Genomic DNA, 20,625 nt, shown 5'->3' on the forward strand with positions numbered 1-20,625 from the left:
AGAGCCTTATGAATCCGTTTGCCGAATACGCCATTGCTTTCCTGCTCCTGCTCGGAGGCGCCTTTACCCTGATCGGCGCCATTGGCCTGGCGCGCCTGCCGGATTTCTTCACCCGCCTGCACGGCCCCACCAAGGCCACCACCCTGGGCGTGGGCGCCATCATGCTCGGCTCGGTGATCTACTTCACCGCACGGGGGGAGGGTATCGACATCTCCGAAGTGCTGATTACCGTATTCCTGTTCATGACCGCGCCGGTGAGCGCCAACATCCTGGCCAAGGCGGCGATGCATATCGGGGTGAAAACGACGGAGGGGACTGAGGGGAAGCCCTGGGAGCAGTGATTGGCCCGGGGTTAGTTGAACATGGGGTCAGATGAAGGCTTTCATCAGACCCCTGAGCATGTGACCACCCCGGGAGTTGGACGAGAGAACAGGGGTCAGAAGAACGCTTTCTTCTGACCCCATCTTCACGCCACATTCCGCCCAAAAATGTCATTGGAGTTGCAAGGTTTTGCCGTATAGTAGTCGGCCCAATCCATTTCAGGAGGCCAGCGTATGCTTAAAGTAAACGAGTATTTCGACGGCAAAGCCAAATCCATTGCCTTCCAGACGGCCACTCTCCCGGCCACGGTTGGCGTGATCAGTCCGGGTGAGTACGAGTTCGGTACCACCAAGAAGGAGACCATGACGGTCATCAGCGGAGCGCTGACTGTACTGCTGCCGGGCATGGAAGAATGGATGACCTACGGCGCAGGCGAAAGCTTTGATGTTGCCGGCCAGGCCAGCTTCCGGGCGAAAGCCGATATTGATACTGCGTATCTCTGTACCTATCAGTAATATCTAGATTCGCAGAGCGTACTTGATGCATCAAAATTAACGCGTACGTTCTGCAACTTTTTCCTTTTCAGCGGTTCCCGTTTTTCCCAAACTGTGTCAGATTTATCTTTCTCATCGTTATAACAAGCACAAGCAGAGAAAGAGGAACACAAGATGGCACAGACCCGAATCCTGTCTCCGGCCAAGAACGCCTATCAGTACCCCCTGCTTATCAAACAGCTCCTGCTCTCGGGGCCCCGTTATAACCCGGACCAGGAAATCCACTACGCCAACCGCAGCAAGTACACCTACGCCACCCTGATGGAACGCATTCACCGCCTGGCCAATGCCCTGACGGACGCCGGCGTAAAGCCGGGCGATACGGTGGCGGTCATGGACTGGGATACCCCTCGCTACCTGGAGTGCTTCTTTGCAATCCCGATGATCGGTGCCGTCCTGCACACCATCAACGTGCGCCTGTCTCCGGAACAGATTGTCTACACCATGAACCACGCAGAAGACGACGTGGTCCTGGTTCACGATGATTTCCTGCCCATTCTCGAAGGCGTCAAGGACGAGATCGAGACGGTCAAGACCTACATCCAGCTGACCGACTCCGAGTCGGCCGCTGACACCCGTCTGGACACCGCCGGTGAATACGAGTCCCTGCTGAGTCGGGCGGGAACCGCTTTCGATTTCCCGGATTTCGATGAGAACAGCGTTGCCACTACTTTCTACACCACGGGTACCACCGGCAACCCGAAGGGTGTGTATTTCAGTCATCGGCAGCTGGTCCTGCATACCCTGGCCATGACCGGCTCCCTGGCGGCGTATGATGAAATGCCGTTGCTGCGTTCCAGCTCCGTGTACATGCCGGTCACGCCCATGTTCCACGTTCACGCCTGGGGTGTGCCCTACGCTGCCACCATGATGGGCATCAAACAGGTTTACCCGGGCCGCTATGAGCCGGAACTGCTGGTAGACCTGCTCAGGGAGCACAAGGTCACCTTCTCCCACTGCGTGCCCACCATCATGCAGATGATGATGGCCACCGAGTCCATCAAGACCGCGGATCTGAGCAACTGGCACGTGCTGATCGGCGGCAGCGCCCTGACCAAGGGCCTGTGCGATGCCGGTGCCAAGCTCGGCATTCGCATGTACACCGGTTACGGCATGTCCGAGACCTGCCCGCTGCTGAGTGCCACCCATCTCAAGCCCGAGGATCTGGAACTGCCGCTGGAGCAGCAGACCGCCAAACGGGTCAAGACCGGTATCGCGGTGCCCATGGTCGAGCTTGAAATCGTTGATCCGGACGGCAAGCCGGTCCCCCACGATGGCGAAGCCAAAGGCGAGGTGGTTACCCGCGCGCCCTGGCTGACCCAGAGCTATTTCAAGGAACCGGAGAAAGGCGAGGAGCTCTGGCAAGGCGGCTGGCTGCACACTGGTGATGTCGCCAGCATGGAGCCGGACAACACCCTGACCATCAAGGATCGCATCAAGGATGTGATCAAGACCGGTGGCGAATGGCTGTCCTCCCTGGATCTGGAAAACCTGATCAGCCAGCACCCGGCCGTTGCCGGTGCCGCTGTGGTCGGTGTACCCGATGAGAAATGGGGCGAACGACCCTATGCGCTGGTCACCCTGAAGCCGGGTGAAAACGCCAGCCAGGAGGATCTCCAGAAGCACCTGCAGCAGTTTGTCGACAGTGGCGACATCAACAAATGGGCCATCCCGGAGCAGATGAACTTTGTGGATGACATTCCCAAGACCAGTGTTGGCAAGATCAACAAGAAGTTGATCCGGGATCAGTTGAAGTAAGTGAAGTTGGGGTCAGATGAAAGCTTTCATCTGACCCCTTTTCCATGCCCGCGCTTTCACATCCCGGCAAAGCTGAAATCCACCTCCGGCTTCCGCCGGGCAATGATATCCGCCAACGCCGCGGCCGAGCCGCAGGAGTGGGTCCAGCCCAGGGTGCCGTGGCCGGTATTGAGGTACAGGTTGGCGAAGTGGCTCTTGCCGATGTAGGGCACGTTGGAAGGCGTGGCCGGGCGCAACCCGGTCCAGAACTCGGCACGGTCCCAGTCGCCCGCCTCCGGCATGACTTCGGCGGTACGCCGCACGATGGCGCGGCAGCGGGTAAGGTTCAGCTTGCGGCTGTAACCACTGAGCTCGGCCGTGCCGGCAACCCGGAGGCGATCGCCCAGGCGGGAGTAGACCAGTTTGTATTCGTCATCGGTCAGACTGACCTTGAACGCAGCTTCCTCGTTCTTTACCGGTACCGTGATGGAATATCCCTTGGCGGGGTAAATATCCAGGGTAATGCCCAGCTGCCGGGCGAGAATGGCACTGAAACTACCCAGGCACAGCACATAACTGTCGGCCCGCAGGGTTTCGTGGTGCCCTTCCCTCAGGGTCTGGACACCCAGAACCCGGTCACCCGCCTGATCAAAACCAAGAATATCCGTGTCATATCGGAACTCCACACCGGCTTCTTCGCAACGTTTTGCCAACGCCTGGGTGAATTTTCGCGCATCTCCGGACTCGTCCTCGGAGGTGTAGGTAGCGCCGGCAATGCGATCCTTGATCGGCGCCAGTGCCGGTTCCAGTTCCACCGCCCGGTTGGCGTCGATGATCTGACGATCACATCCCAGGTCCTGCATGATGCGGGTGGGTGCCAGGGCGCCATCGAACTCCTCGGGATTGGTGTAGAAGTGGAGGATACCCTTTTCCAGCTGGTCATAATCCAGGCCCAGCTCTGCCCGCAACGCCTGGAGCTGGCTGCGGCTGTAAGTGCCCAGGTTGACCATCTGTCGGATATTGTGGGCCGCCTTGGCGGAGGTGCACTCGGCCAGAAATGCGAGCGCCCAGCGCCACTGGGCCGGATCCAGGCGGGGCCGGAACAGCAACGGCGCATCCGACTGAAACAGCCATTTCAGGACCTTCAGCGGCGCCGACGGATTGGCCCAGGGCTCGGCATGGGAAACTGAAATCTGGCCGCCATTGGCGTAACTGGTTTCCAGGCCGGCACCACTCTGCCGGTCCACCACCGTGACCTGGTGTCCCTGTTTTTGCAGAAACCAGGCGGTGGTTGTGCCCACCACACCTGCACCCAGAACCAGTATACGCATGCTTGCCTCCGGTCACAGAACCCCCCCAGCCCCGGGGTACCGGAGTGAGGGATTTCGTTGATTGCTCAGAATTCGGGGAAACGCTGTCTTACGCCCTATTGTAACGTGAGCAAAAAGGGATTGCGTATCAGACGATTAGCCACCGGCTTTCTTGACGGTCCAGCCCTTCTGTTGAAGCAGGGGAACCAGAAGATCTCGGTGGTCACCCTGAATCTCCACCACGCCATCCTTGATGGTGCCACCGGTACCGCACTTGGCCTTGAGAACCTTGGCAAAAGCTTTCAGTTCCTTGTCATCGAGAGGAATGCCGGTAATCAGGGTCACGCCCTTGCCTTTGCGCCCCTTGGTTTCACGACTGACCCGCACAACACCGTCACCCGCCGGGGAGGCGGGCTTGCCGCAGGTGCACTGATCGACCGGATTCCGGCATCCCGGGCACATTTTGCCCTGCTCCGTGGAGTAGACCAGACCGCCAGACCGATTCTTCATGGTACCTCCGAGAGATTCCTCCGTTTATTCAAGGCCCGGAGGGTACTTCGAAAACATCTCGGACACCACCTCATCAATGAGCTCGCTGCGGGTCTCCGGTGACTGGCTCTCCCGAAGATAACGACGGCTGGCTGCGCGCCAGACCACCTGCTCTGTTTCGTTATCCACCAGTTCGATGACCAGTTTGCCTTCCTCGATTTCACGCACGGGGGGCGGGGCCGCCAACGCCCAACCGAAATGGCCGGTCCCGAAACCGAACCCCAGGCCAACGCCGCTCTGTTCCAGACGCTCTTCCTCGACAATCTGCCAGTTGACCAGCAGATCTGCCTCAGCCTCAGCCACCCGGCGCATGGCCTTGCGGTTCAGCTCCCGCTCAACCGCCTGGCGCACCCGGTTGCCATCCAGGGATACAAAGGACGATTTGCCCGCACTCGGTGCAAAGGCCCAGGTGGAATAATTGCCGAACACCACGGCATCATCGTAGTCAGTCACCACATTGGCAGCACACCCGGCCATCAACAACCCGGCGAATGCTATGGTCAGAAAACGTATCATGATTGACTCCTCACACTGCTGGTCCCCAGAAAGATTTAGTTCAGTATACGCCTGCTACACGCGTGCCGATGCCGTTTCGATCCTCAGGTTTCCAGAACGTAATCCAGCTTCTGGGCGTTACAGAACTGGGCGAACTCCTCCCGCTTGTCCATGGGCACAGACAACGCGGCCACCACAGAGGTTCCATAGTCGACCGCATCGACACTGGCGCCATGCCCTTCGCACCAGTGCCGCAGCGGCTGCTCATCGGCAAAAGACATGGTGACCCGGGCTGGCGTCACCGGCTTCTGGACTACCCGGTCAACTGCTGACAACACACTCTCTGCCGCCCCGGCATAGGCCCGGACCAGGCCGCCGGCACCGAGTTTGATGCCACCAAAATAGCGAATCACCATCACCAGCACATCGCCCATATCCTTATGCTGTATCACATTCAGGATGGGCTTGCCGGCCGTTCCGGAGGGCTCACCGTCGTCATTCATGGCCGCTTCCGCCGCCGACCCGGGGCGCCCGATCTGGTAAGCCCAGCAAATGTGCCGGGCATCGGGGTGATCCTTATGAGCCTGATCCAGCCATTGATGAACCTCGTCCCTGGAACTGACCGGGGCCACACGGGCTATGAATCGACTTTTCTTAACTTCCGTTTCCCGTTCAAGGTATCCTGCCGGTACCGGGTAATCTTTATTCATGGAGAAAAACCTGTGACAAACGACGACGAAACAAACGCGCCGGGTACCGCCAAGCCGGCAAAAGTCCGCAAGGCAGCCTGCGGTATCCGTTTTGACGAGGACGAACTGCAGGAAGGCATCGACTTCTCGGGTGCCGCTGCGCTCAAACCGGAGGACAAGGAACAGCCAGAGGCTGAACGTCCTTTATCCAGTCGGAGAAAACGGAAGGCAGATCGCCACTCTTAGCCCGCCCTCGATACGGTTACTGGCAGTGATGGTACCATCGTGGGCGACTATAATGTCGCGGGCAATGGCCAGACCCAGGCCCCAGCCCTTGCCACCCCGGGACTTGTCGCCATAAAAACGGTTCGAACAACGGACCCAGCATTTCCTCCGGTACTCCCGGACCCGCTTTGCACAACCTTTACAGAATAGCTACCGTCAAACAGGAGTGATCAGTCGTCGGGTTCTGGCGTATGGTATCGGGTACGCATCAACAATGTATCCGAGCCATGGCCGAACCCCTGACCCTGCAGACCTGCACAAGCATCACCGAGATTCCCCTGGAAGACTGGGAACGCCTGGCAGGTCGCACCAACCCGTTCCTGCGTTATGAATTCTTCCAGAGCCTGGAGGAATCCGGCTGCACCACCGCAGAAACCGGCTGGCAACCGAGCCACCTGGTGTTCCGGCAAGGCAGCGTCATCGCCGGCGTTGCCCCCGGCTACCTCAAAAGCCATTCCATGGGTGAGTATGTGTTTGACTGGGCCTGGGCGGATGCCTATCAGCGTTACGGCCTCGACTACTACCCGAAGTTACTGATAGCCGTGCCGTTTACTCCGTCCCGTGGGCCCCGCCTTCTGCTCGAGGACAGTGTCAGGACCAACCTGTCGGGCGGCACCATGATGGAGTTACTGGACGGGCTGATCGGTCAACTCGGAGCCCACTCCTGGCACCTGCTGTTCCCCGATGACCGGGATCAGGCTCTGCTCGGTCGCCCTGACCAGCTGCACCGGATCGGCTGCCAGTTTCACTGGCACAACCGGAGCTATTGCGGGTTTGACGACTTCCTGGCCGAACTTACGTCCCGCAAACGCAAATCCATTCGCAAGGAACGGCGCCAGGTGGCCGAACAGGGCATCCGCTTCGAACGTTTTTCGGGAACCGATATTCCCGACCACGTGCTGTCCGCCTTCCACGTGTTCTACCAGGCCACCTACCTCAAACGTGGCCAGCGCCCGTATCTCAACAAAACTTTCTTCACCCTGCTGCGCGAGCGCCTGCCCGAGCATCTGCACATTATCATGGCCGTGCGGGATGGCCAGATGATTGCCGGCGCGCTGTTCCTCAGTGGTGAGAACACCCTGTACGGCCGCTACTGGGGCTGTCTGGAGGAGTACAACCACCTGCATTTCGAAACCTGCTACTACCAGGGCATAGAACTGGCCATAGAACTCGGACTCCAGCGTTTTGACGCCGGCGCCCAGGGCGAGCACAAGCTGGTGCGGGGATTCGAACCGACCCTGACCCACTCCTGGCATGGCATCGCCCATCCGGGTTTCCGGGAGGCCATCCAGGAATTTACCGAAGACGAGGCTGCGCAGGTGCAGGCCTATTACCGGGAGGCACTCACACTCCTCCCCTATCGCCAACAGGACGCGGATTAACTTCTATACTGGTGTGAACCAAATCAACTTTCGGGTCTGAACGGGATGCACTGCCATGATAAGTGAGCTCCTGCCTGAGATTCTCTTTTCGGAAAGCAGCCTGATGATTATCGCCGTGGCCGCTCTGGTGATTGCGGTTATCGCGGCATTCCAGGCGGGCCGGATCCGGAATGCCTACCAGGACAGAGTGGAATTGCTGGAAGAGAAAACCTCTACCCTCTGGCGGGAAGTGGACGAAATGAGAGTGACCGGGTTAGACAGCGAGCCCCCGCTACTCTCAGAAAACCCCGAGGGACAGAACAGCGACGCGCGCTACCGCACCGAGAAAGCGGCCTATGACCGGCTCTGGCCCCAGGTCTGGCACCTGTATGACCGCGTGGGTGCCTTCCTGCGGGCCGTGGAAGCCGGAGACCCGCCAGGCGAGCTGAGGCTTGATGCCCGGAACGCCGCACTGGATGCCAGATCGCGACTCAACCACAACCGCCCTTTCTGCTGCGATACCGCCGAGCACCTGATCACCCAGTTGATTGAGGTGGAGATCAAGGCCCACCTGACCGCGTGCCAATACCTGGATGACCTGAAGGACGCCGGAGGCCGTCCCTCTGACCATGACCGCCGTGTGATGAGGGATAAATGCAGTGCCCTGCACGATCACGAGGCACGGGAACTGATGACCCAAGTGGTGCAGATCATACGTAAGCGAACCCTGAACAACGGATAAACCGGGAGAGCTCAGACTGAAACCCGGGCCAGGGTTGATGCCTGGAGTGCCTTGAGCGCTTCGCTGATGGTCACCACCAATGGTTCTGCTGGCTCGATTCCGAGCAGGCGTTCCGGAAGGGCTTTCAGCAGGGCACCGGCCTGCCGGACCTGTTCATCGAGTGGCGGAACCGCTCCTGACACTATCCGGCCATCCTCCATCACCACGTCCAGTAGCGGCTCGCCGTCGAGTTGCTCATCGCTCAGGGCCACGGTATCTCCACTGACCCGGCCGCTGGTGTCGAACCTTCGGAACACCTGCTTGGCACCAGGGTAGGACACCTTGCCCGAAGAGCTTTTCATCTTCGGTTCCCCGGCGTATTGCGTGAGTTTGTAGGCCAGTTCCAGTGAGGGGGCATCCACCGCGACGCCGATGGAGGTGCCAACGCCGAAGGCGTCAATGGGTGCACCTTCTTCCAGTAACCGGGCGATGCCGTACTCATCCAGGCCACCGCTGGCGACAATCTTGATGTCCTGATAGCCGGCGTTATCCAGGATTTTGCGGCAATCCTTCGCTTCGCCGCCCAGGTCCCCGGAGTCCAGCCGGATCGCCCCTACCCGGGCGTCGGGGTCAGTGGCGAGCCATTGCACAATGCGACGGACCGCCCGCCGGCTGTCATAGGTATCCACCAGCAGTGTTGTGCCCGGGTAGAGCGTGGCGTAGACCTTGAAGGCCTCAAGCTCCCGGGGATAGGCCTGTACGAAGCTGTGGGCCATGGTGCCGGTCACTTCCAGGCCGAAATCCATCCCTGCCAGGACGTTGCTGGTGGCCGACAACCCTGCCAGACGATAGGCGCGGGCACTCCGGTGCCCGGCATCCACACCGTGCATCCGCCGCAACCCGAAGTCCGCCACCGAGCGGCCCCGGGCTGCCAGGGCCACCCGCACAGCCTTCGAGGCAAGCACGGACTCCAGGTGCACGTAGTTCATCACCAGGCTTTCCAGCAGCTGCGCCTCTGCGATGGGGGCCTCGATTTCCAGTAACGGTTCCTGGGGGAACACCGGTGTGCCCTCGGGCACCGCGCGTACGGTGCCGCTGAAGCGGAAGCCCTTCAGCCATTCCAGAAATCCTTCCTGGAACCGGTTCAACTGTCTTAGTCGGGCAATATGCTCATCGGTGAACCGGAGGTTTTCCAGCACCTCGCAGATATTTCGCTGGCCGCAGGCGAGCACAAAGTTACGGTGCTCGGGCATATCCCGGAAAAACAGGCTGAATACGGCATGCTCATGCATACCCTCGGACCAGTAGGCCTGGGCCATGGCCAGCTCGTAGAGGTCCACCAGCAGCGGCAGATCCTGCTCCCGAATCAAAGGCGGGCCTCCCGGTGTCATGAAATCGTCGCGCCGGCAGCCCGAAGTTCGTCCAGTACCTCCGGCGCCTTCTGCTGATTCACGGCCCTGCAGCCATCGCTGATCAGATCAACCTGAAAGCCGTGTTTCAGGGCATCCAGCACCGTGGCCCGGACGCATACATCCAGGGCCAGGCCCGCGATGCGGAGAGTGGTTATTCCGTGGCGATTCAGGAAGCTTTCAAGCTGGGTGCCGTCAAAGGCGGAGTAGGCATCGGTATCAAACCCCGTGCCCTTGCTGACCCGCACGGCAGTGTCCGGCAGCGCCATGTCCGGATGGAAGGCAGCGCCCCGGGTGTCCTGGATGCAGTGCGGCGGCCAGGGCCCGCCCCGGTCCTGGAAACTGCAGTGATCCACCGTGTGCCAGTCCCGGCTGGCGATGATCAGCTGGTGGCCCTGTTCCGCCTCCGAGATCATCCGGTTGACCACCGGGAGGATGTTACTGGCACCCTCGACGGCCAGTGAACCGCCTTCACAGAAGTCATTCTGGATATCCACCAACAACAGAGCTGTGTTTTCAGCGGGCATATCACTCACCTCCTGCCAGGCTCACCGGAGTCTCTGTTGGCAACAGGGGAAGAGTTCAGCTCCCTGCAATCCGGAAGCCGATCTTCAGCGCCACCTGGTAATGGCCGACCTTGCCGTCCACGATGTGTCCCCGAGTTTCGGTCACCTCGAACCACTCCATGTTACGGACGCTCTTGCCACATTCGGCCAGGGCATTCTCGATCGCATCCTCGATGCTCTTTTTCGAGGAACCGACTATCTCCACTTTTTTGTAGACATGGTGATCGGACATTGGCTATCTCCCAGTACATAAACGTTGTACTTTGAGATTAGAAGACAAGCCCGAGGCCAGCAAATGACGGCCGGAGAATGACCCCTATGAGAAAACTGAAACACAGTGCCGCCTGGATTTTCGCCAGCCTGCTGACCTTGCTGGCAGGACCGGCCCTCATGGCCACCAGCGGCACGCTACAGGGTGCGGAAAGCTGGCAGACCGCCAGCCGGGACAGCGCCGATATCGCCCCTAGACCCGAGCAGTACGAGGGCGCGATCATCCAGGTGTACGGTGCCCGTGCCTGGAGCTGGAGGGGCTATTTTTCGGTGCACACCTGGATCGCGACCAAGGAAGCCGGTGCCAGCCAGTACCGGGTTCATGAAGTCACCGGCTGGCGCCGGCACGTGGTGAACTCGCGCCCGTCCCTGCCCGACCGGCGATGGTACGGGGCGGAACCGGAGCTCTATGCCGATATCCGGGGCGAACAGGCGGCTGCGCTGATTCCACAGATCTACCAGGCCGTCGAGGACTACCCGTACCCCACCGAGTATGAGGCCTGGCCGGGGCCGAACAGCAATACCTTCACGGCCTGGGTGATCCGACGGGTGCAGGGGCTGGAGCTCGCGCTGCCCAACCATGCCATCGGCAAGGACTACCTGGGTAACGGTGTCGTGGCGGAGGTCCCCGGTGGTGCCGGCTACCAGTTTTCCCTGGGCGGCTACTTTGGCGTGCTGGCAGGCGTCCGCGAGGGACTGGAGCTGAACGTACTCGGCCTGTCCCTCGGCATTAACCCGCTTGCCCTCGGTATCAAGTTACCAGGGATCGGAGAGCTGGCCCTGAGGAACCCGAATCCCATGGCGACCAAGGAATCAGAACAGGTAGCGGACCAGGGCAGCAGAAGCGATACCGGCAGCGATGGCGGGCAGGGGCTTGTGGAGTAACAGCATGGTGACGGCGGTCACCGAGAGCGCCGCGATCGCCCCGGCATCACCGCTGAAAGCCATGGGGACAATGATCGCAATCAGCACCGAGCTTGCCATGGTGTTGATGAAGCTCTCGATCCGCGGACTGATACGCACAAAGGACATGGCAAAGACGCCGCCAAACCGGGTCACCAGGGTGACCACCGTCATGATGGCAATCAGCAGCACCACGCCCAGTTCCGTTGCGGTAATAGTCATGAGTGTTCCGCCTCCTGTGACGCCTGCCCGGTGGGTTTCTTGTCAAGCCAGAAATAACCGATGAGCCCCCCTGCCAGGGCTCCGGTCACCACATGGGTGTTCGGGGGCAACCATTTCCAGGCGGCCAGCGAAGCGACCGCAGCCACGGCCCAAGATACGAGAACCCGGGGAGATTTCTTTCCTCCGAGGGCCATCGACAGCAGGAAACAGCCGAGCACCATATCCAACCCCAGGTTCTTGGGGTTCTGCAGCAGCCCCCCGAAATAAACACCCAGCCAGGTACCGAAAATCCAGGCCAGCCAGAGTACCAGTCCGCCACCAAGGATGACCTCCAGGTTACGGCGGCCACTCTGGTATTCCTGGGCCGAGACCGCCCAGTTGGCGTCGGTCAGCAACAGCAGCAGGCTGTAGCGTTTACCCGGTGACAGGTCCTTCAGCATGGGATAGAGCGATGCGCCCATCAGCAGGTGACGGGAGTTGATGGCGAACACAACGGCAATCAGGGGAAGAACCGGTACTTCCGTACCCCATAACTCGAGCGCGGCAAACTGGGAGGCACCGGCGAACACCGTGGTACTCATCACGATGGCTTCCAGCGGTGCCAGACCTGACTGGATGGCCGCAAGTCCGAAGGCAGTACCAAACGCCACCACGAACAACGAGATGGGAAAAAGGCGAACGAACTCCGCACGCACCTTCCGGGGCTGAAGCTGATAAGGATATGAATGGTTAGGCATCGAAGAAAGCTAAGCCGGAAACCATGCAATTCGAATAGGTAGAAACCACTACTCCTCCTGAAAATTTTCAATGACTCAAATAGTTGGATGAGAAACTCAGATGATCTGCCGGATTATCGTGAGCGAGCTCACAAATTAAACGTTGACGTTAACGTAAATCAAGGCTAGGTTCTTTTCTGTCCGGCCCCACAAGGGCACGTCCGACACAATCCATCGGGCATGGGCACATGTAATCAAAGATCCGGCCACAAGCCGGGATGACAAAAACAAGACAGACCTACCGCCGCGATCCGGCCAGGTGGGAGAGGATTTCGTCATGAACGTGTTTACCCATCCGGAGTTCGATAACCACGAACACCTGTCCTTTTTCTGTGATCCGGAAACCGGACTCAAAGCCATCATCGCCATCCACAATACCTCCCGGGGCCCTGCCCTCGGCGGTTGCCGGATGTTCCCCTATGCTACGGACGAGGAAGCCCTTCGCGACGTGCTTCGCCTGTCCCGCGGCATGACCTACAAATCAGCCCTCGCCAACCTTGATCTGGGCGGAGGCAAGTCAGTCATTATCGGTGATCCCCGCAAGCACAAGACCGAGGCTCTGATGGAGGCCATGGGCCGGCACCTGGAGAGTCTGGGTGGCCAGTACATCGCCGCCGAGGACTCCGGCACCAGCGTACCCGACCTGAAAGTGATGGGGCGCCATACCAGGCACGTCGCCGGTGTTGCCACCCGCACCGGGTTTGACGGCAATCCCAGTAACGGCGATCCCTCCCCCGCCACCGCCTACGGCACCTTTATCGGCCTCAAGGCCGCGGTCCGGCACAAGTTGGGGCAGGACGATCTCACTGGCCTGAAGGTTGCCATCCAGGGTATCGGCAACGTCGGTTTCCGCCTGGCCAGGCATCTGAAGGACGCCGGCGCCGAGCTCTGGGTCTACGACATCCACGAAGACAACATGCGCCGTGCGGTGGAACAGCTGGGGGCGAAGCCCGCCACCGCCGAAGACATCCTGTTCCTGCCCGTGGACGTGATCGCTCCCTGCGCCATGGGTGCCGTTCTGAACGATCACAGCATTCCCGAAATCCGGGCCAGGGTTATTGCCGGGGCCGCAAACAACCTTCTGGACCGTCCCGAACACGACGCCATGCTCAAAGAGCGTGGCATCCTCTATGCACCGGATTTCGCCATCAACGCCGGCGGCATCATCGACGTATTCTACGAGCGCACCGGCGCCACCCCCGAGAAAGTCCGCGCCCACGTGGACACTATCGGAGACACCCTGACCGAAATCTTCAACCGCTCCGACCGTTCCGGCCTTCCCACCGGGGAAATCGCCAATGAACTGGCTGAAGAGCGGTTCCGCAAACATACCGCGGGTGCCGGGCTGGCGCCTTCGCGGTTGGCTCGCACCGGTTGACCTGACACCGGTGCCATCCCCTTTGGGGGCCGCAGGCTTCTGCGGCTCTCCTTTTTCGCCCTGACACAAAAACAAGTACCACAGGAGATAGTCATGTCTGTCACTTCATCAGGATCGGCCACCTACTCGGAGGCCGTTGAGGGTTCCAACGCCAAGCGCGGGCTCTGGTCATCGAGGCTCGCCTTCATCCTGGCGGCAACCGGGTCGGCCGTAGGCCTGGGCAATATCTGGAAGTTTCCCTACATCACTGGCGAGAACGGCGGCGGCGCTTTCGTGATCATGTACCTGGCCTGTATTGCCGTGGTGGGTATTCCCATCATGATGGCCGAGGTCATGATCGGCCGGCGCGGCGGCCGCAGTCCGGTCAACAGCCTGCGCCTGATTGCCGAGCGCGACAAACTCCATCCGGCCTGGAAACTGGTGGGTGCGGTCGGCGTCCTGGCGGGCTTCCTGATCCTGTCATTCTACTCGGTGATTGGCGGCTGGGCGGTTTCCTATGTCGGCACCGCCGCCAGCGGCCAGCTTGCCGGCCAGTCGGCGGATGCCATTGGCGCGATCTTTTCCGGCCTGCTGAGTGACCCGCTTACGCTGCTGTTGTGGCATACCGTGTTCATGGCGCTGGTCATGGTGGTGGTTGCCCGAGGCGTTCGCTCCGGCCTTGAGCGTGCAGTCAGCATCCTGATGCCCGGTCTGTTCATCCTGCTGTTGATCGTGGTGGGTTATGCCATGACCTCCGGCTCCTTTGGCAAGGCGGTGACCTTCCTGTTCCAGCCGGACTTTTCCAAACTGACCACCTCCGGCGTGCTGGTAGCCCTTGGCCACGCATTCTTCACCCTGAGCCTCGGCATGGCGGTCATGATGGCCTACGGCTCCTACCTGCCGAAGAATATCTCCATCGCCAAGACCTCTATCACGGTATCCATCATCGATACCGGTGTGGCGCTGCTGGCCGGCCTGGCCATCTTCCCGATCGTGTTCGCCAACGGCCTCGAGCCTGGTGCCGGCCCCGGTCTGATCTTCCAGACCCTGCCGCTGGCCTTCGGCCAGATGCCCATGGGCAGCTTTTTCGGCACCCTGTTTTTCGTACTGCTGATCTTCGCCGCCTGGACCTCCGGGATCTCCCTGCTGGAGCCGATTGTCGAGTGGCTGGAAGAACAGAAAGGCCTGAACCGCACCGTGAGCACTCTGGGTGCCGGCGTGGTGTGCTGGGCCCTGGGTATTGCCTCGATCCTGTCCCTGAACCTTTGGTCGGACGTGGCGCCACTGAGTTTCATTCCGATGCTGGAAGGCAAGACCATCTTCGACCTGCTGGATTTCTTCACCGCCAACATCCTGCTGCCCCTCGGCGGCCTGCTGGTGGCCCTGTTCGCCGGCTGGGTGATGTCGAAGCAAGCGATGGAGAACGAACTGTCGCTGTCGGCATCCGCATTCAGCCTTTGGTTTGTGACTCTGCGGTTCATTACGCCGGTGGCTGTGGCTGTGGTGTTTATCTACAACCTGATCTGATGCTGCAGTAAATGAGAAAGGGGTCAGGTGAAGCCGTTCATCTGACCCCGACTTCGTCAGAGTTGCCTGAGTGCCGCAGCCAGGGTTTCCCCGATGCGAGCGTTCAGTTTCAGGTCCACCAGCTCCTCGGCCCGGGTACGACCCAGATTGAGCGTCGCCATGGGCTTACCCCATTCCCTCCCGTAACGACAGAACCGGAAACCGGAATACACCATCAGCGAGGAGCCGATCACCAGCAGGCCATCGCTGGCCTTGAGCATGTCCAGGGCTGAGCTGACCCGCTGTTTCGGCACAAAATCCCCGAAGAACACCACGTCCGGTTTGAGGATACCACCACACTTCGGACAATCCGCCGGATGAAAATCCGAGAAATCCACCTCCAGATCAGCATCCCCATCCGGCGCGGTGGTGGCGGTAAATTGCGCGAAGCCGGGGTTGAGATCAGCACACCGGTCATGCACTTCATCCCGCGGGCAGCGATAACCGCAAGTCATGCACAGGACTTCATCGGCCCGACCATGCAGATCAAGAACGGCGCGGGTGCCGGCTTTCTGGTGCAGACGATCCACGTTCTGGGTCACCACCAGACTGCTGTGATTGAGCAGCTCCAGGTCGGCGATATGGAAATGGGAGGGATTGGGGATGGCATTGCGCATGACCGGCCAGCCGATGAGACTCCGACCCCAATAACGCTGGCGGGTATGGACGTTTTCCATGAAATCCTGGTGCTGCACCGGTTGCTTGCGCTTCCAGGCGCCATCGCCGTCCCGGTAATCCGGAATGCCGGAGTCCGTACTTACCCCGGCACCGGTCAGGATCATGAGCCTCGGATGGCGGCGAATGAATGCCGCCAGCTGCTCGCCGGCCTCGTCGGGATCATGGTTTGCCAGCGGCCGGTCAGCGTCCGGCAGGCGCTGGCTGGCACTGAAGGGGCGTGTGCGATGGGTGGTCACTGGCATGGAAACTCCGGCTCTGTCAGCCCGGTATCCGGGCGACGTAAACGGTGTTGAATGATTCCCGGTTCTGGAATGGGTTGTAGAACTTTACGACGTGGCAGGCAACATCGATGAACCCGTCCCGCAGCACGGCCATGAATTCGTCGTCCTCACCTTCGTTCGACCACATGGCGAAGATGCCGCCAGGTTTGAGCTGCCGGGCCATGAGGCCAATGTTGTCGACGGTGTAGAAGCTGGCGTTGGAATCGTGGAGTAATGCCCGGGGAGAGTGGTCGATGTCCAGGAGGATGGCGTCGAATTGTTTGCCCGGGGCGTCGGGATCAAAGCCGCCGGTTTCGGGATCGGCTACGGCGAGGTCGAAGAAGCTGCCGTGGACATACCGGGCCCGTGGATCGGCGTTCAGTTCCTTGCCCAGGGGCACGAGTTCCTGCCGGTGCCAGCGGATGACCGGCTCGAGGTATTCCACCACGAGCAGCTCGCTCACCCGTTCGTGTTTCAGTGCGGCCACGGCGGTATAGCCAAGGCCAAGGCCGCCAACCACGACACTCAGGTTGTCGCCTTTTGTTGCGTTCAGTCCCAGGTCGGAGAGGGCTATTTCGGCGTCCACGAACATGCTGGACATGAGGAATTCCTCGCCCAGCTTCACTTCGTAGATGTCGCGGTCACCGATCGCGGGGATGCGGCGCCTTCTGAGGGTGATCTCACCGATCACGGAGGGTTGGCTGTCAATTTGTTCGAAAAGCAGTCCCATTGATTCTGGCTCTTTCGTCTGATCTGGTTTGCGGCTAAACCGATGCTTCCAAGTTTGCCGTCTGCAGCCTGGTAGTCCGTGGAGTCGCCGGTGGGCAGGGCCGTCCAAAACCCGCTCCTTCGGCACCCCTGCGGGGTCCGGCCTGCAATCACAGATTGCAGTCGTTCGGCTGTCGCATGAAGCTTCGCTTCATAAACGCTCGGCCTCACCCCTGTGACGCTTGAGCTCCGCCATCCATGGCTCCGCACAGTTTTGGAAAGCCCAGCCCACCGGCTCCTGATTCTACTCCCCTGAACCGGACGGGTTCTTCAGGCAGCTCGCAAGGATCTCTCGCATCTTCTCTGCACCCAGCTTTTCCATCAGCTCGATGTTACGGTCGGGAATTCCTTCCACATCCGGATAACTGTCAATCGCCGCTTCCAAACTGGCTTCCCGTAACAGGTGCAGCATCGGGAACGGGGAACGGTTGGTGTAATTCTCCGCCGAATCCGGCTCGGTGCCCTCGAACTGGTAATCCGGGTGGAAGCTCGCAATTTGGTAAACGCCTTCCATTTCCAGGTAAGCCAGCAGACTGTCGGCCGCGTCCAGGAATTCATTGTAGGGACCGAAGTCCTGCAATACAGCCGGATGAATCAACAACGTTGTTTCGATCTCCAGCTCGTCGTCCAGGCGCTGGAGTTCCGAATGCAGGGCGTGCAACAGATCGTCTTCGGTCTCGGCTTCCGACACCACAAACCGCACCCGGTTCCGGACCAGTTCCCGTTTGGCGAACGGGCATAAGTTGTAGCCCATGACCACGTCTTCGACCCATTTGCGGGTGGCGTTAATAATATCGGTTTCGTTCACGTGTTTTTCCCAATTTCTAGAGAGGGCTACTCACAGTTATGAGCGGACGGGTGGGTAGGCCTGTCCAAAACTGTGCGGAGCCATGGATGGCGGAGCTCAAGCGTCACATGGACGTGCCGAAGGAGCGGGTTTTGGACAGGCCTACCCACCCGTCCGCAAACTCCCAGGGTCAAAACTCAAAGATACCCCTGACTCCGAAGATAATCATCATAGGTCCCACTGAAATCGGTAACCCCATCAGGCTTCATCTCAACAATCCGAGTAGCCAACGAAGAAACAAACTCCCGATCGTGGCTAACGAAAATCAGTGTACCCGGATAGTTCTCCAACGCCAGGTTCAGCGCCTCAATGGACTCCATGTCCAGGTGGTTCGTGGGCTCATCCATCAGCATCACATTGGGCTTCTGCAGGATCAGCTTGCCGAACAGCATCCGCCCCTGCTCACCACCGGAAATCACCCGCACCGATTTGCCAATATCGTCACCAGAGAACAGCATGCGCCCAAGAGTGCCGCGTACCAGTTGCTCGCCACCCTTGGTCCACTGGGCCATCCAGTCGGTCAGGGTTTCGTCTTCGGCGAAGTCCGCGGTGTGGTCCTGGGCGAAGTAGCCTACTTCCGCGCTGTCGGTCCACTTCACGTCGCCACTGTCCGGTGTGTAGGCGCCGGCCAGGCACTGCAGCAGCGTGGTCTTGCCAATACCGTTGGGGCCGATGATGGCGACCCGTTCGCCGGCCTCGATCTGCAGGTCCAGGTTTTCGAACAAGGGCTTTTCATCGAAACCCTTGGTCAGCTTCTTCAGGGTTACCGCCTGGCGATGCAGTTTCTTGCCCTGTTCGAAACGGATAAACGGGCTGACACGGCTTGAAGGCTTCACTTCTTCCAGCTGGATCTTGTCGATCTGGCGTGCGCGGGAGGTGGCCTGCTTGGCCTTGGAGGCGTTGGCGGAGAAACGGCTGACGAACTGCTGCAGCTCGGCAATCTGCGCTTTTTTCTTCGCGTTGTCCGCCATCATGCGCTCGCGGGCCTGGGTGGCGGCGGTCATGTATTCGTCGTAGTTGCCCGGGAACAGGCGCAGTTCGCCGTAGTCCAGATCCGCCATGTGGGTGCACACGCTGTTCAGGAAGTGGCGGTCGTGGGAGATGATGATCATGGTGCTGTTGCGGGCCACCAGGATGTTTTCCAGCCAGCGGATGGTGTTGATGTCCAGGTGGTTGGTGGGCTCGTCCAGCAACAGAACATCCGGGTCGGAAAACAGCGCCTGGGCCAGCAGCACTCGTAGCTTCCAGCCCGGTGCAAGGGCGCTCATGGGGCCGTTGTGCTGCTCCAGCGGGATGTCCAGGCCCAGCAGCAGTTCGCCGCCACGGGATTCGGCGGTGTAGCCGTCCATTTCCGCGAACCGGACTTCCAGATCCGCCACGGCCATGCCGTCTTCCTCGCTCATCTCCGCCAGGGAGTATATGCGGTCACGTTCTTTCTTGACGTTCCACAACTCCTCGTGACCCATGATCACGGTGTCCATCACCGTGCAATCTTCGTAGGCAAACTGGTCCTGGCGAAGTTTGCCGAGCCGGATGTTGGGCTCGAGCATGACCTGGCCGGCCGAGGGCTCAAGATCGCCACCCAGGATTTTCATCAGGGTGGACTTACCGCAGCCATTGGCGCCGATCAGACCGTAGCGGTTGCCGTTGCCGAATTTGGCGGAAACATTTTCAAACAGGGGCTTTGCCCCGAACTGCATGGTGATATTGGCGGTGGAGATCAAGAAAGAAACCTGTCGATGTGGGGCCGGCAGGGCGCCGGCAAAGAGAAACCCGGCATTGTACAGGTTTGCCGCCAGGACTGTGAGGCCGCAGAAACACGGATAAAAAGCGCTTGCCTCCGGCGGGCTGTGCGGGCAGCATTCCCGTTCTGACGTACCCATTAATCCGGACACAGGAAACTGATCATGGCACAAGCAACCGCACGCCACATTCTGGTGGACAGCGAAGCAAAATGTGAAGAATTGAAGAAGGCCATCGAAGGCGGCCAGGATTTTGCCGAAGTGGCAAAGCAGCACTCCTCCTGCCCCTCCGGCCGCAACGGCGGTGACCTGGGTTCTTTCGGCCCGGGCCAGATGGTACCGGAGTTCGACAAGGCGGTATTCAACAGCGAACTGAATACTGTGATCGGTCCGATCAAGACCCAGTTCGGTTACCACTTGCTGGAAGTCACCAGCCGCAGCTGATGGGTTCCGCGTCCATGCCGGTGTGCGCTCTTAAGGGCCAGCGAATGCGACTGCTGGCCTTTCTGGGCGCTGCCGGAGTGGCACCGCTGCTGTTTATCGGCGGTCCGGACTGGGCGTCAGGCCCTTTTCACCGGTCCGTCTGGAACCTGGGCCATATTGGCCTCTTTGCCCTTCTGACCTTCGCGCTAAAGCCCTGGCAATGGCTGACAGGCTGGCGTCTCTGGCTCGCCACGACCAGTCTGGTCCTTTTACTGGGCATCCTGATCGAGTTGCTGCAATCCGGCACGGACCGGCAGGCCGACTGGCAGGACATTCTGCGAAACCTGCTGGGAATCTGGCTGGTACTCGCCTGGCGGCCGGTACTTTCCCGCAACACAGGTGTGGATGCGCTTTCCTGGCTTCTCCCGGTCGTCACTGCAATGTTACTGCTGTTCGAACTGGGCACCACCAGCGCCGTCGCCGTCCGGCAGTGGCAGGTCAACCATCAGCTTCCACTACTGTACGATTTCCGGAACGGGAGCCCCGCTCCATTCTGGAGTGGCAACCCGATTCCATCCGATCGATACACCGCAAACCACCCCCAAAGCCTGAAAGTTGTCGGCAACATAAATTTTTATTTCCGGTTCAGCTGAATTTCGAATGACTGAAGGCAGAAATTCAGGAAATAGTTTTTCGCCGTTCCAGTTCAGAATTACAATGGCAATTTTTTGGTTGTCAGGCATATATTAAGATGATGTAAGAAGTTTGGAGATTACAGCCGCCATACTTTCTTTGGAAAGGGTTTCCAGAATTTCA

Annotated in this window: 25 protein-coding genes; 11 read left to right on the forward strand and 14 right to left on the reverse strand. The window is 59.8% G+C overall.

From position 1 onward, the window contains the following. Window positions 1-8 precede the first annotated feature (8 nt). The 3 genes from R6W86_RS10180 to R6W86_RS10190 all read left to right on the forward strand — a co-directional run bounded on the left by R6W86_RS10180 (window position 9) and on the right by R6W86_RS10190 (window position 2,633). Window positions 9-341 (forward strand): Na+/H+ antiporter subunit G, encoded by a 333-nt coding sequence (locus tag R6W86_RS10180; protein ID WP_410329244.1) that lies wholly within the window; start codon window positions 9-11, stop codon window positions 339-341. Between the two features lie 213 nt (window positions 342-554). After that, entirely contained in the window at window positions 555-836 is a 282-nt protein-coding gene (locus R6W86_RS10185; protein WP_410329245.1) for a pyrimidine/purine nucleoside phosphorylase, read from the forward strand. 153 nt (window positions 837-989) lie between these two features. Further along, window positions 990-2,633: a fatty acid--CoA ligase gene (locus R6W86_RS10190; protein WP_410329246.1), complete on the forward strand. Its 1,644-nt coding sequence runs from the start codon at window positions 990-992 to the stop codon at window positions 2,631-2,633. Between the two features lie 56 nt (window positions 2,634-2,689). Here R6W86_RS10190 and R6W86_RS10195 read toward each other — a convergent pair whose 3' ends face one another. From R6W86_RS10195 to R6W86_RS10210, 4 genes are all read right to left on the reverse strand, one after another. Then, on the reverse strand, window positions 2,690-3,943 hold the full coding sequence (locus tag R6W86_RS10195) for a D-amino acid dehydrogenase (protein ID WP_410329247.1): 1,254 nt from the start codon (window positions 3,941-3,943) through the stop codon (window positions 2,690-2,692). Between the two features lie 135 nt (window positions 3,944-4,078). Beyond that, window positions 4,079-4,432, reverse strand: coding sequence for a translation initiation factor Sui1 (locus R6W86_RS10200; protein WP_410329248.1), 354 nt, complete (start codon window positions 4,430-4,432; stop codon window positions 4,079-4,081). A gap of 24 nt (window positions 4,433-4,456) precedes the next feature. Then, complete coding sequence (locus R6W86_RS10205; protein WP_410329249.1) at window positions 4,457-4,987, reverse strand: DUF4136 domain-containing protein; 531 nt, start codon at window positions 4,985-4,987, stop codon at window positions 4,457-4,459. Between the two features lie 83 nt (window positions 4,988-5,070). Beyond that, window positions 5,071-5,676, reverse strand: coding sequence for a YigZ family protein (locus tag R6W86_RS10210; protein WP_410329250.1), 606 nt, complete (start codon window positions 5,674-5,676; stop codon window positions 5,071-5,073). Window positions 5,677-5,688: 12 nt separating this feature from the next. Here R6W86_RS10210 and R6W86_RS10215 point away from each other — a divergent pair, with 12 nt between their 5' ends. Next, entirely contained in the window at window positions 5,689-5,901 is a 213-nt protein-coding gene (locus R6W86_RS10215; protein WP_410329251.1) for a hypothetical protein, read from the forward strand. On the opposite strand, the gene R6W86_RS10220 is transcribed toward R6W86_RS10215, so the two are convergent. Then, the gene (locus R6W86_RS10220) at window positions 5,860-5,979 is read right to left on the reverse strand and encodes a hypothetical protein (RefSeq protein WP_410329268.1); all 120 of its coding nucleotides are present in this window, start codon (window positions 5,977-5,979) and stop codon (window positions 5,860-5,862) included. The genes R6W86_RS10215 and R6W86_RS10220 overlap by 42 nt on opposite strands. A gap of 188 nt (window positions 5,980-6,167) precedes the next feature. On the opposite strand from R6W86_RS10220, the gene R6W86_RS10225 reads away from it, so the two are divergent. Together R6W86_RS10225 and R6W86_RS10230 are read left to right on the forward strand one after the other, a co-directional pair. Then, window positions 6,168-7,322 carry a GNAT family N-acetyltransferase gene (locus R6W86_RS10225; protein ID WP_410329252.1) on the forward strand — a complete coding sequence of 385 codons (1,155 nt, stop codon included), beginning with the start codon at window positions 6,168-6,170 and terminating at the stop codon, window positions 7,320-7,322. Between the two features lie 55 nt (window positions 7,323-7,377). After that, entirely contained in the window at window positions 7,378-8,043 is a 666-nt protein-coding gene (locus R6W86_RS10230) for a hypothetical protein (RefSeq protein WP_410329253.1), read from the forward strand. Window positions 8,044-8,054: 11 nt separating this feature from the next. Here the strand turns inward: R6W86_RS10230 and R6W86_RS10235 are convergent, their stop codons facing one another. Genes R6W86_RS10235 through R6W86_RS10245 form a run of 3 tightly spaced genes read right to left on the reverse strand, consistent with a single transcriptional unit; the run spans window position 8,055 to window position 10,229 of the window. Beyond that, a complete protein-coding gene (locus R6W86_RS10235; RefSeq protein WP_410329254.1) occupies window positions 8,055-9,392 on the reverse strand; it encodes a nicotinate phosphoribosyltransferase in 1,338 nt (445 codons plus the stop codon). 17 nt (window positions 9,393-9,409) lie between these two features. Further along, window positions 9,410-9,958, reverse strand: a complete 549-nt coding sequence (locus R6W86_RS10240; RefSeq protein WP_410329255.1) for an isochorismatase family protein — start codon at window positions 9,956-9,958, stop codon at window positions 9,410-9,412. 55 nt (window positions 9,959-10,013) lie between these two features. Beyond that, window positions 10,014-10,229, reverse strand: a complete 216-nt coding sequence (locus R6W86_RS10245) for a dodecin (RefSeq protein WP_092001404.1) — start codon at window positions 10,227-10,229, stop codon at window positions 10,014-10,016. An 86-nt stretch (window positions 10,230-10,315) separates the two neighbouring features. Between R6W86_RS10245 and R6W86_RS10250 the strand changes: the two genes are divergently transcribed. Then, entirely contained in the window at window positions 10,316-11,152 is an 837-nt protein-coding gene (locus tag R6W86_RS10250; protein WP_410329256.1) for a DUF3750 domain-containing protein, read from the forward strand. On the opposite strand, the gene R6W86_RS10255 is transcribed toward R6W86_RS10250, so the two are convergent. Further along, entirely contained in the window at window positions 11,081-11,392 is a 312-nt protein-coding gene (locus R6W86_RS10255) for an AzlD family protein (protein WP_410329257.1), read from the reverse strand. The genes R6W86_RS10250 and R6W86_RS10255 overlap by 72 nt on opposite strands. Continuing rightward, a complete protein-coding gene (locus tag R6W86_RS10260; RefSeq protein WP_410329258.1) occupies window positions 11,389-12,129 on the reverse strand; it encodes an AzlC family ABC transporter permease in 741 nt (246 codons plus the stop codon). Before R6W86_RS10260 ends, R6W86_RS10255 begins: the two co-directional genes overlap by 4 nt. 316 nt (window positions 12,130-12,445) lie before the next feature. Here R6W86_RS10260 and R6W86_RS10265 point away from each other — a divergent pair, with 316 nt between their 5' ends. Together R6W86_RS10265 and R6W86_RS10270 are read left to right on the forward strand one after the other, a co-directional pair. Then, entirely contained in the window at window positions 12,446-13,546 is a 1,101-nt protein-coding gene (locus R6W86_RS10265) for a Glu/Leu/Phe/Val family dehydrogenase (RefSeq protein WP_410329259.1), read from the forward strand. 93 nt (window positions 13,547-13,639) lie between these two features. Next, window positions 13,640-15,052 carry a sodium-dependent transporter gene (locus R6W86_RS10270; protein ID WP_410329260.1) on the forward strand — a complete coding sequence of 471 codons (1,413 nt, stop codon included), beginning with the start codon at window positions 13,640-13,642 and terminating at the stop codon, window positions 15,050-15,052. A 56-nt stretch (window positions 15,053-15,108) separates the two neighbouring features. On the opposite strand, the gene R6W86_RS10275 is transcribed toward R6W86_RS10270, so the two are convergent. From R6W86_RS10275 to R6W86_RS10290, 4 genes are all read right to left on the reverse strand, one after another. Then, the gene (locus tag R6W86_RS10275; protein ID WP_410329261.1) at window positions 15,109-16,011 is read right to left on the reverse strand and encodes an NAD-dependent protein deacetylase; all 903 of its coding nucleotides are present in this window, start codon (window positions 16,009-16,011) and stop codon (window positions 15,109-15,111) included. A gap of 16 nt (window positions 16,012-16,027) precedes the next feature. Beyond that, window positions 16,028-16,759 (reverse strand): spermidine synthase, encoded by a 732-nt coding sequence (locus tag R6W86_RS10280; protein WP_410329262.1) that lies wholly within the window; start codon window positions 16,757-16,759, stop codon window positions 16,028-16,030. 282 nt (window positions 16,760-17,041) lie between these two features. After that, window positions 17,042-17,605 (reverse strand): DUF1415 domain-containing protein, encoded by a 564-nt coding sequence (locus tag R6W86_RS10285; protein ID WP_410329263.1) that lies wholly within the window; start codon window positions 17,603-17,605, stop codon window positions 17,042-17,044. A 176-nt stretch (window positions 17,606-17,781) separates the two neighbouring features. Further along, the gene (locus R6W86_RS10290) at window positions 17,782-19,368 is read right to left on the reverse strand and encodes an ABC-F family ATPase (RefSeq protein ID WP_410329264.1); all 1,587 of its coding nucleotides are present in this window, start codon (window positions 19,366-19,368) and stop codon (window positions 17,782-17,784) included. A gap of 183 nt (window positions 19,369-19,551) precedes the next feature. On the opposite strand from R6W86_RS10290, the gene R6W86_RS10295 reads away from it, so the two are divergent. Then, window positions 19,552-19,830: a peptidylprolyl isomerase gene (locus R6W86_RS10295; RefSeq protein WP_008939100.1), complete on the forward strand. Its 279-nt coding sequence runs from the start codon at window positions 19,552-19,554 to the stop codon at window positions 19,828-19,830. Then, window positions 19,830-20,462, forward strand: coding sequence for a hypothetical protein (locus R6W86_RS10300; protein WP_410329265.1), 633 nt, complete (start codon window positions 19,830-19,832; stop codon window positions 20,460-20,462). Before R6W86_RS10295 ends, R6W86_RS10300 begins: the two co-directional genes overlap by 1 nt. The last annotated feature ends 163 nt before the right edge of the window (window positions 20,463-20,625 follow it).

This window comes from Marinobacter sp., assembly GCF_046484525.1.
Lineage (GTDB): Bacteria > Pseudomonadota > Gammaproteobacteria > Pseudomonadales > Oleiphilaceae > Marinobacter.

Bases quoted from the DNA above. Each gene is read 5' to 3' on its own strand.
- R6W86_RS10275 (WP_410329261.1), bottom strand. From the start codon at position 16,011: ATGCCAGTGACCACCCATCGCACACGCCCCTTCAGTGCCAGCCAGCGC.
- R6W86_RS10300 (WP_410329265.1), top strand. From the start codon at position 19,830: ATGGGTTCCGCGTCCATGCCGGTGTGCGCTCTTAAGGGCCAGCGAATG.
- R6W86_RS10270 (WP_410329260.1), top strand. From the start codon at position 13,640: ATGTCTGTCACTTCATCAGGATCGGCCACCTACTCGGAGGCCGTTGAG.
- R6W86_RS10295 (WP_008939100.1), top strand. From the start codon at position 19,552: ATGGCACAAGCAACCGCACGCCACATTCTGGTGGACAGCGAAGCAAAA.
- R6W86_RS10205 (WP_410329249.1), bottom strand. From the start codon at position 4,987: ATGATACGTTTTCTGACCATAGCATTCGCCGGGTTGTTGATGGCCGGG.
- R6W86_RS10180 (WP_410329244.1), top strand. From the start codon at position 9: ATGAATCCGTTTGCCGAATACGCCATTGCTTTCCTGCTCCTGCTCGGA.
- R6W86_RS10245 (WP_092001404.1), bottom strand. From the start codon at position 10,229: ATGTCCGATCACCATGTCTACAAAAAAGTGGAGATAGTCGGTTCCTCG.
- R6W86_RS10185 (WP_410329245.1), top strand. From the start codon at position 555: ATGCTTAAAGTAAACGAGTATTTCGACGGCAAAGCCAAATCCATTGCC.
- R6W86_RS10265 (WP_410329259.1), top strand. From the start codon at position 12,446: ATGAACGTGTTTACCCATCCGGAGTTCGATAACCACGAACACCTGTCC.
- R6W86_RS10255 (WP_410329257.1), bottom strand. From the start codon at position 11,392: ATGACTATTACCGCAACGGAACTGGGCGTGGTGCTGCTGATTGCCATC.
- R6W86_RS10210 (WP_410329250.1), bottom strand. From the start codon at position 5,676: ATGAATAAAGATTACCCGGTACCGGCAGGATACCTTGAACGGGAAACG.
- R6W86_RS10225 (WP_410329252.1), top strand. From the start codon at position 6,168: ATGGCCGAACCCCTGACCCTGCAGACCTGCACAAGCATCACCGAGATT.
- R6W86_RS10230 (WP_410329253.1), top strand. From the start codon at position 7,378: ATGATAAGTGAGCTCCTGCCTGAGATTCTCTTTTCGGAAAGCAGCCTG.
- R6W86_RS10200 (WP_410329248.1), bottom strand. From the start codon at position 4,432: ATGAAGAATCGGTCTGGCGGTCTGGTCTACTCCACGGAGCAGGGCAAA.
- R6W86_RS10195 (WP_410329247.1), bottom strand. From the start codon at position 3,943: ATGCGTATACTGGTTCTGGGTGCAGGTGTGGTGGGCACAACCACCGCC.
- R6W86_RS10240 (WP_410329255.1), bottom strand. From the start codon at position 9,958: ATGCCCGCTGAAAACACAGCTCTGTTGTTGGTGGATATCCAGAATGAC.
- R6W86_RS10190 (WP_410329246.1), top strand. From the start codon at position 990: ATGGCACAGACCCGAATCCTGTCTCCGGCCAAGAACGCCTATCAGTAC.
- R6W86_RS10250 (WP_410329256.1), top strand. From the start codon at position 10,316: ATGAGAAAACTGAAACACAGTGCCGCCTGGATTTTCGCCAGCCTGCTG.
- R6W86_RS10280 (WP_410329262.1), bottom strand. From the start codon at position 16,759: ATGGGACTGCTTTTCGAACAAATTGACAGCCAACCCTCCGTGATCGGT.
- R6W86_RS10260 (WP_410329258.1), bottom strand. From the start codon at position 12,129: ATGCCTAACCATTCATATCCTTATCAGCTTCAGCCCCGGAAGGTGCGT.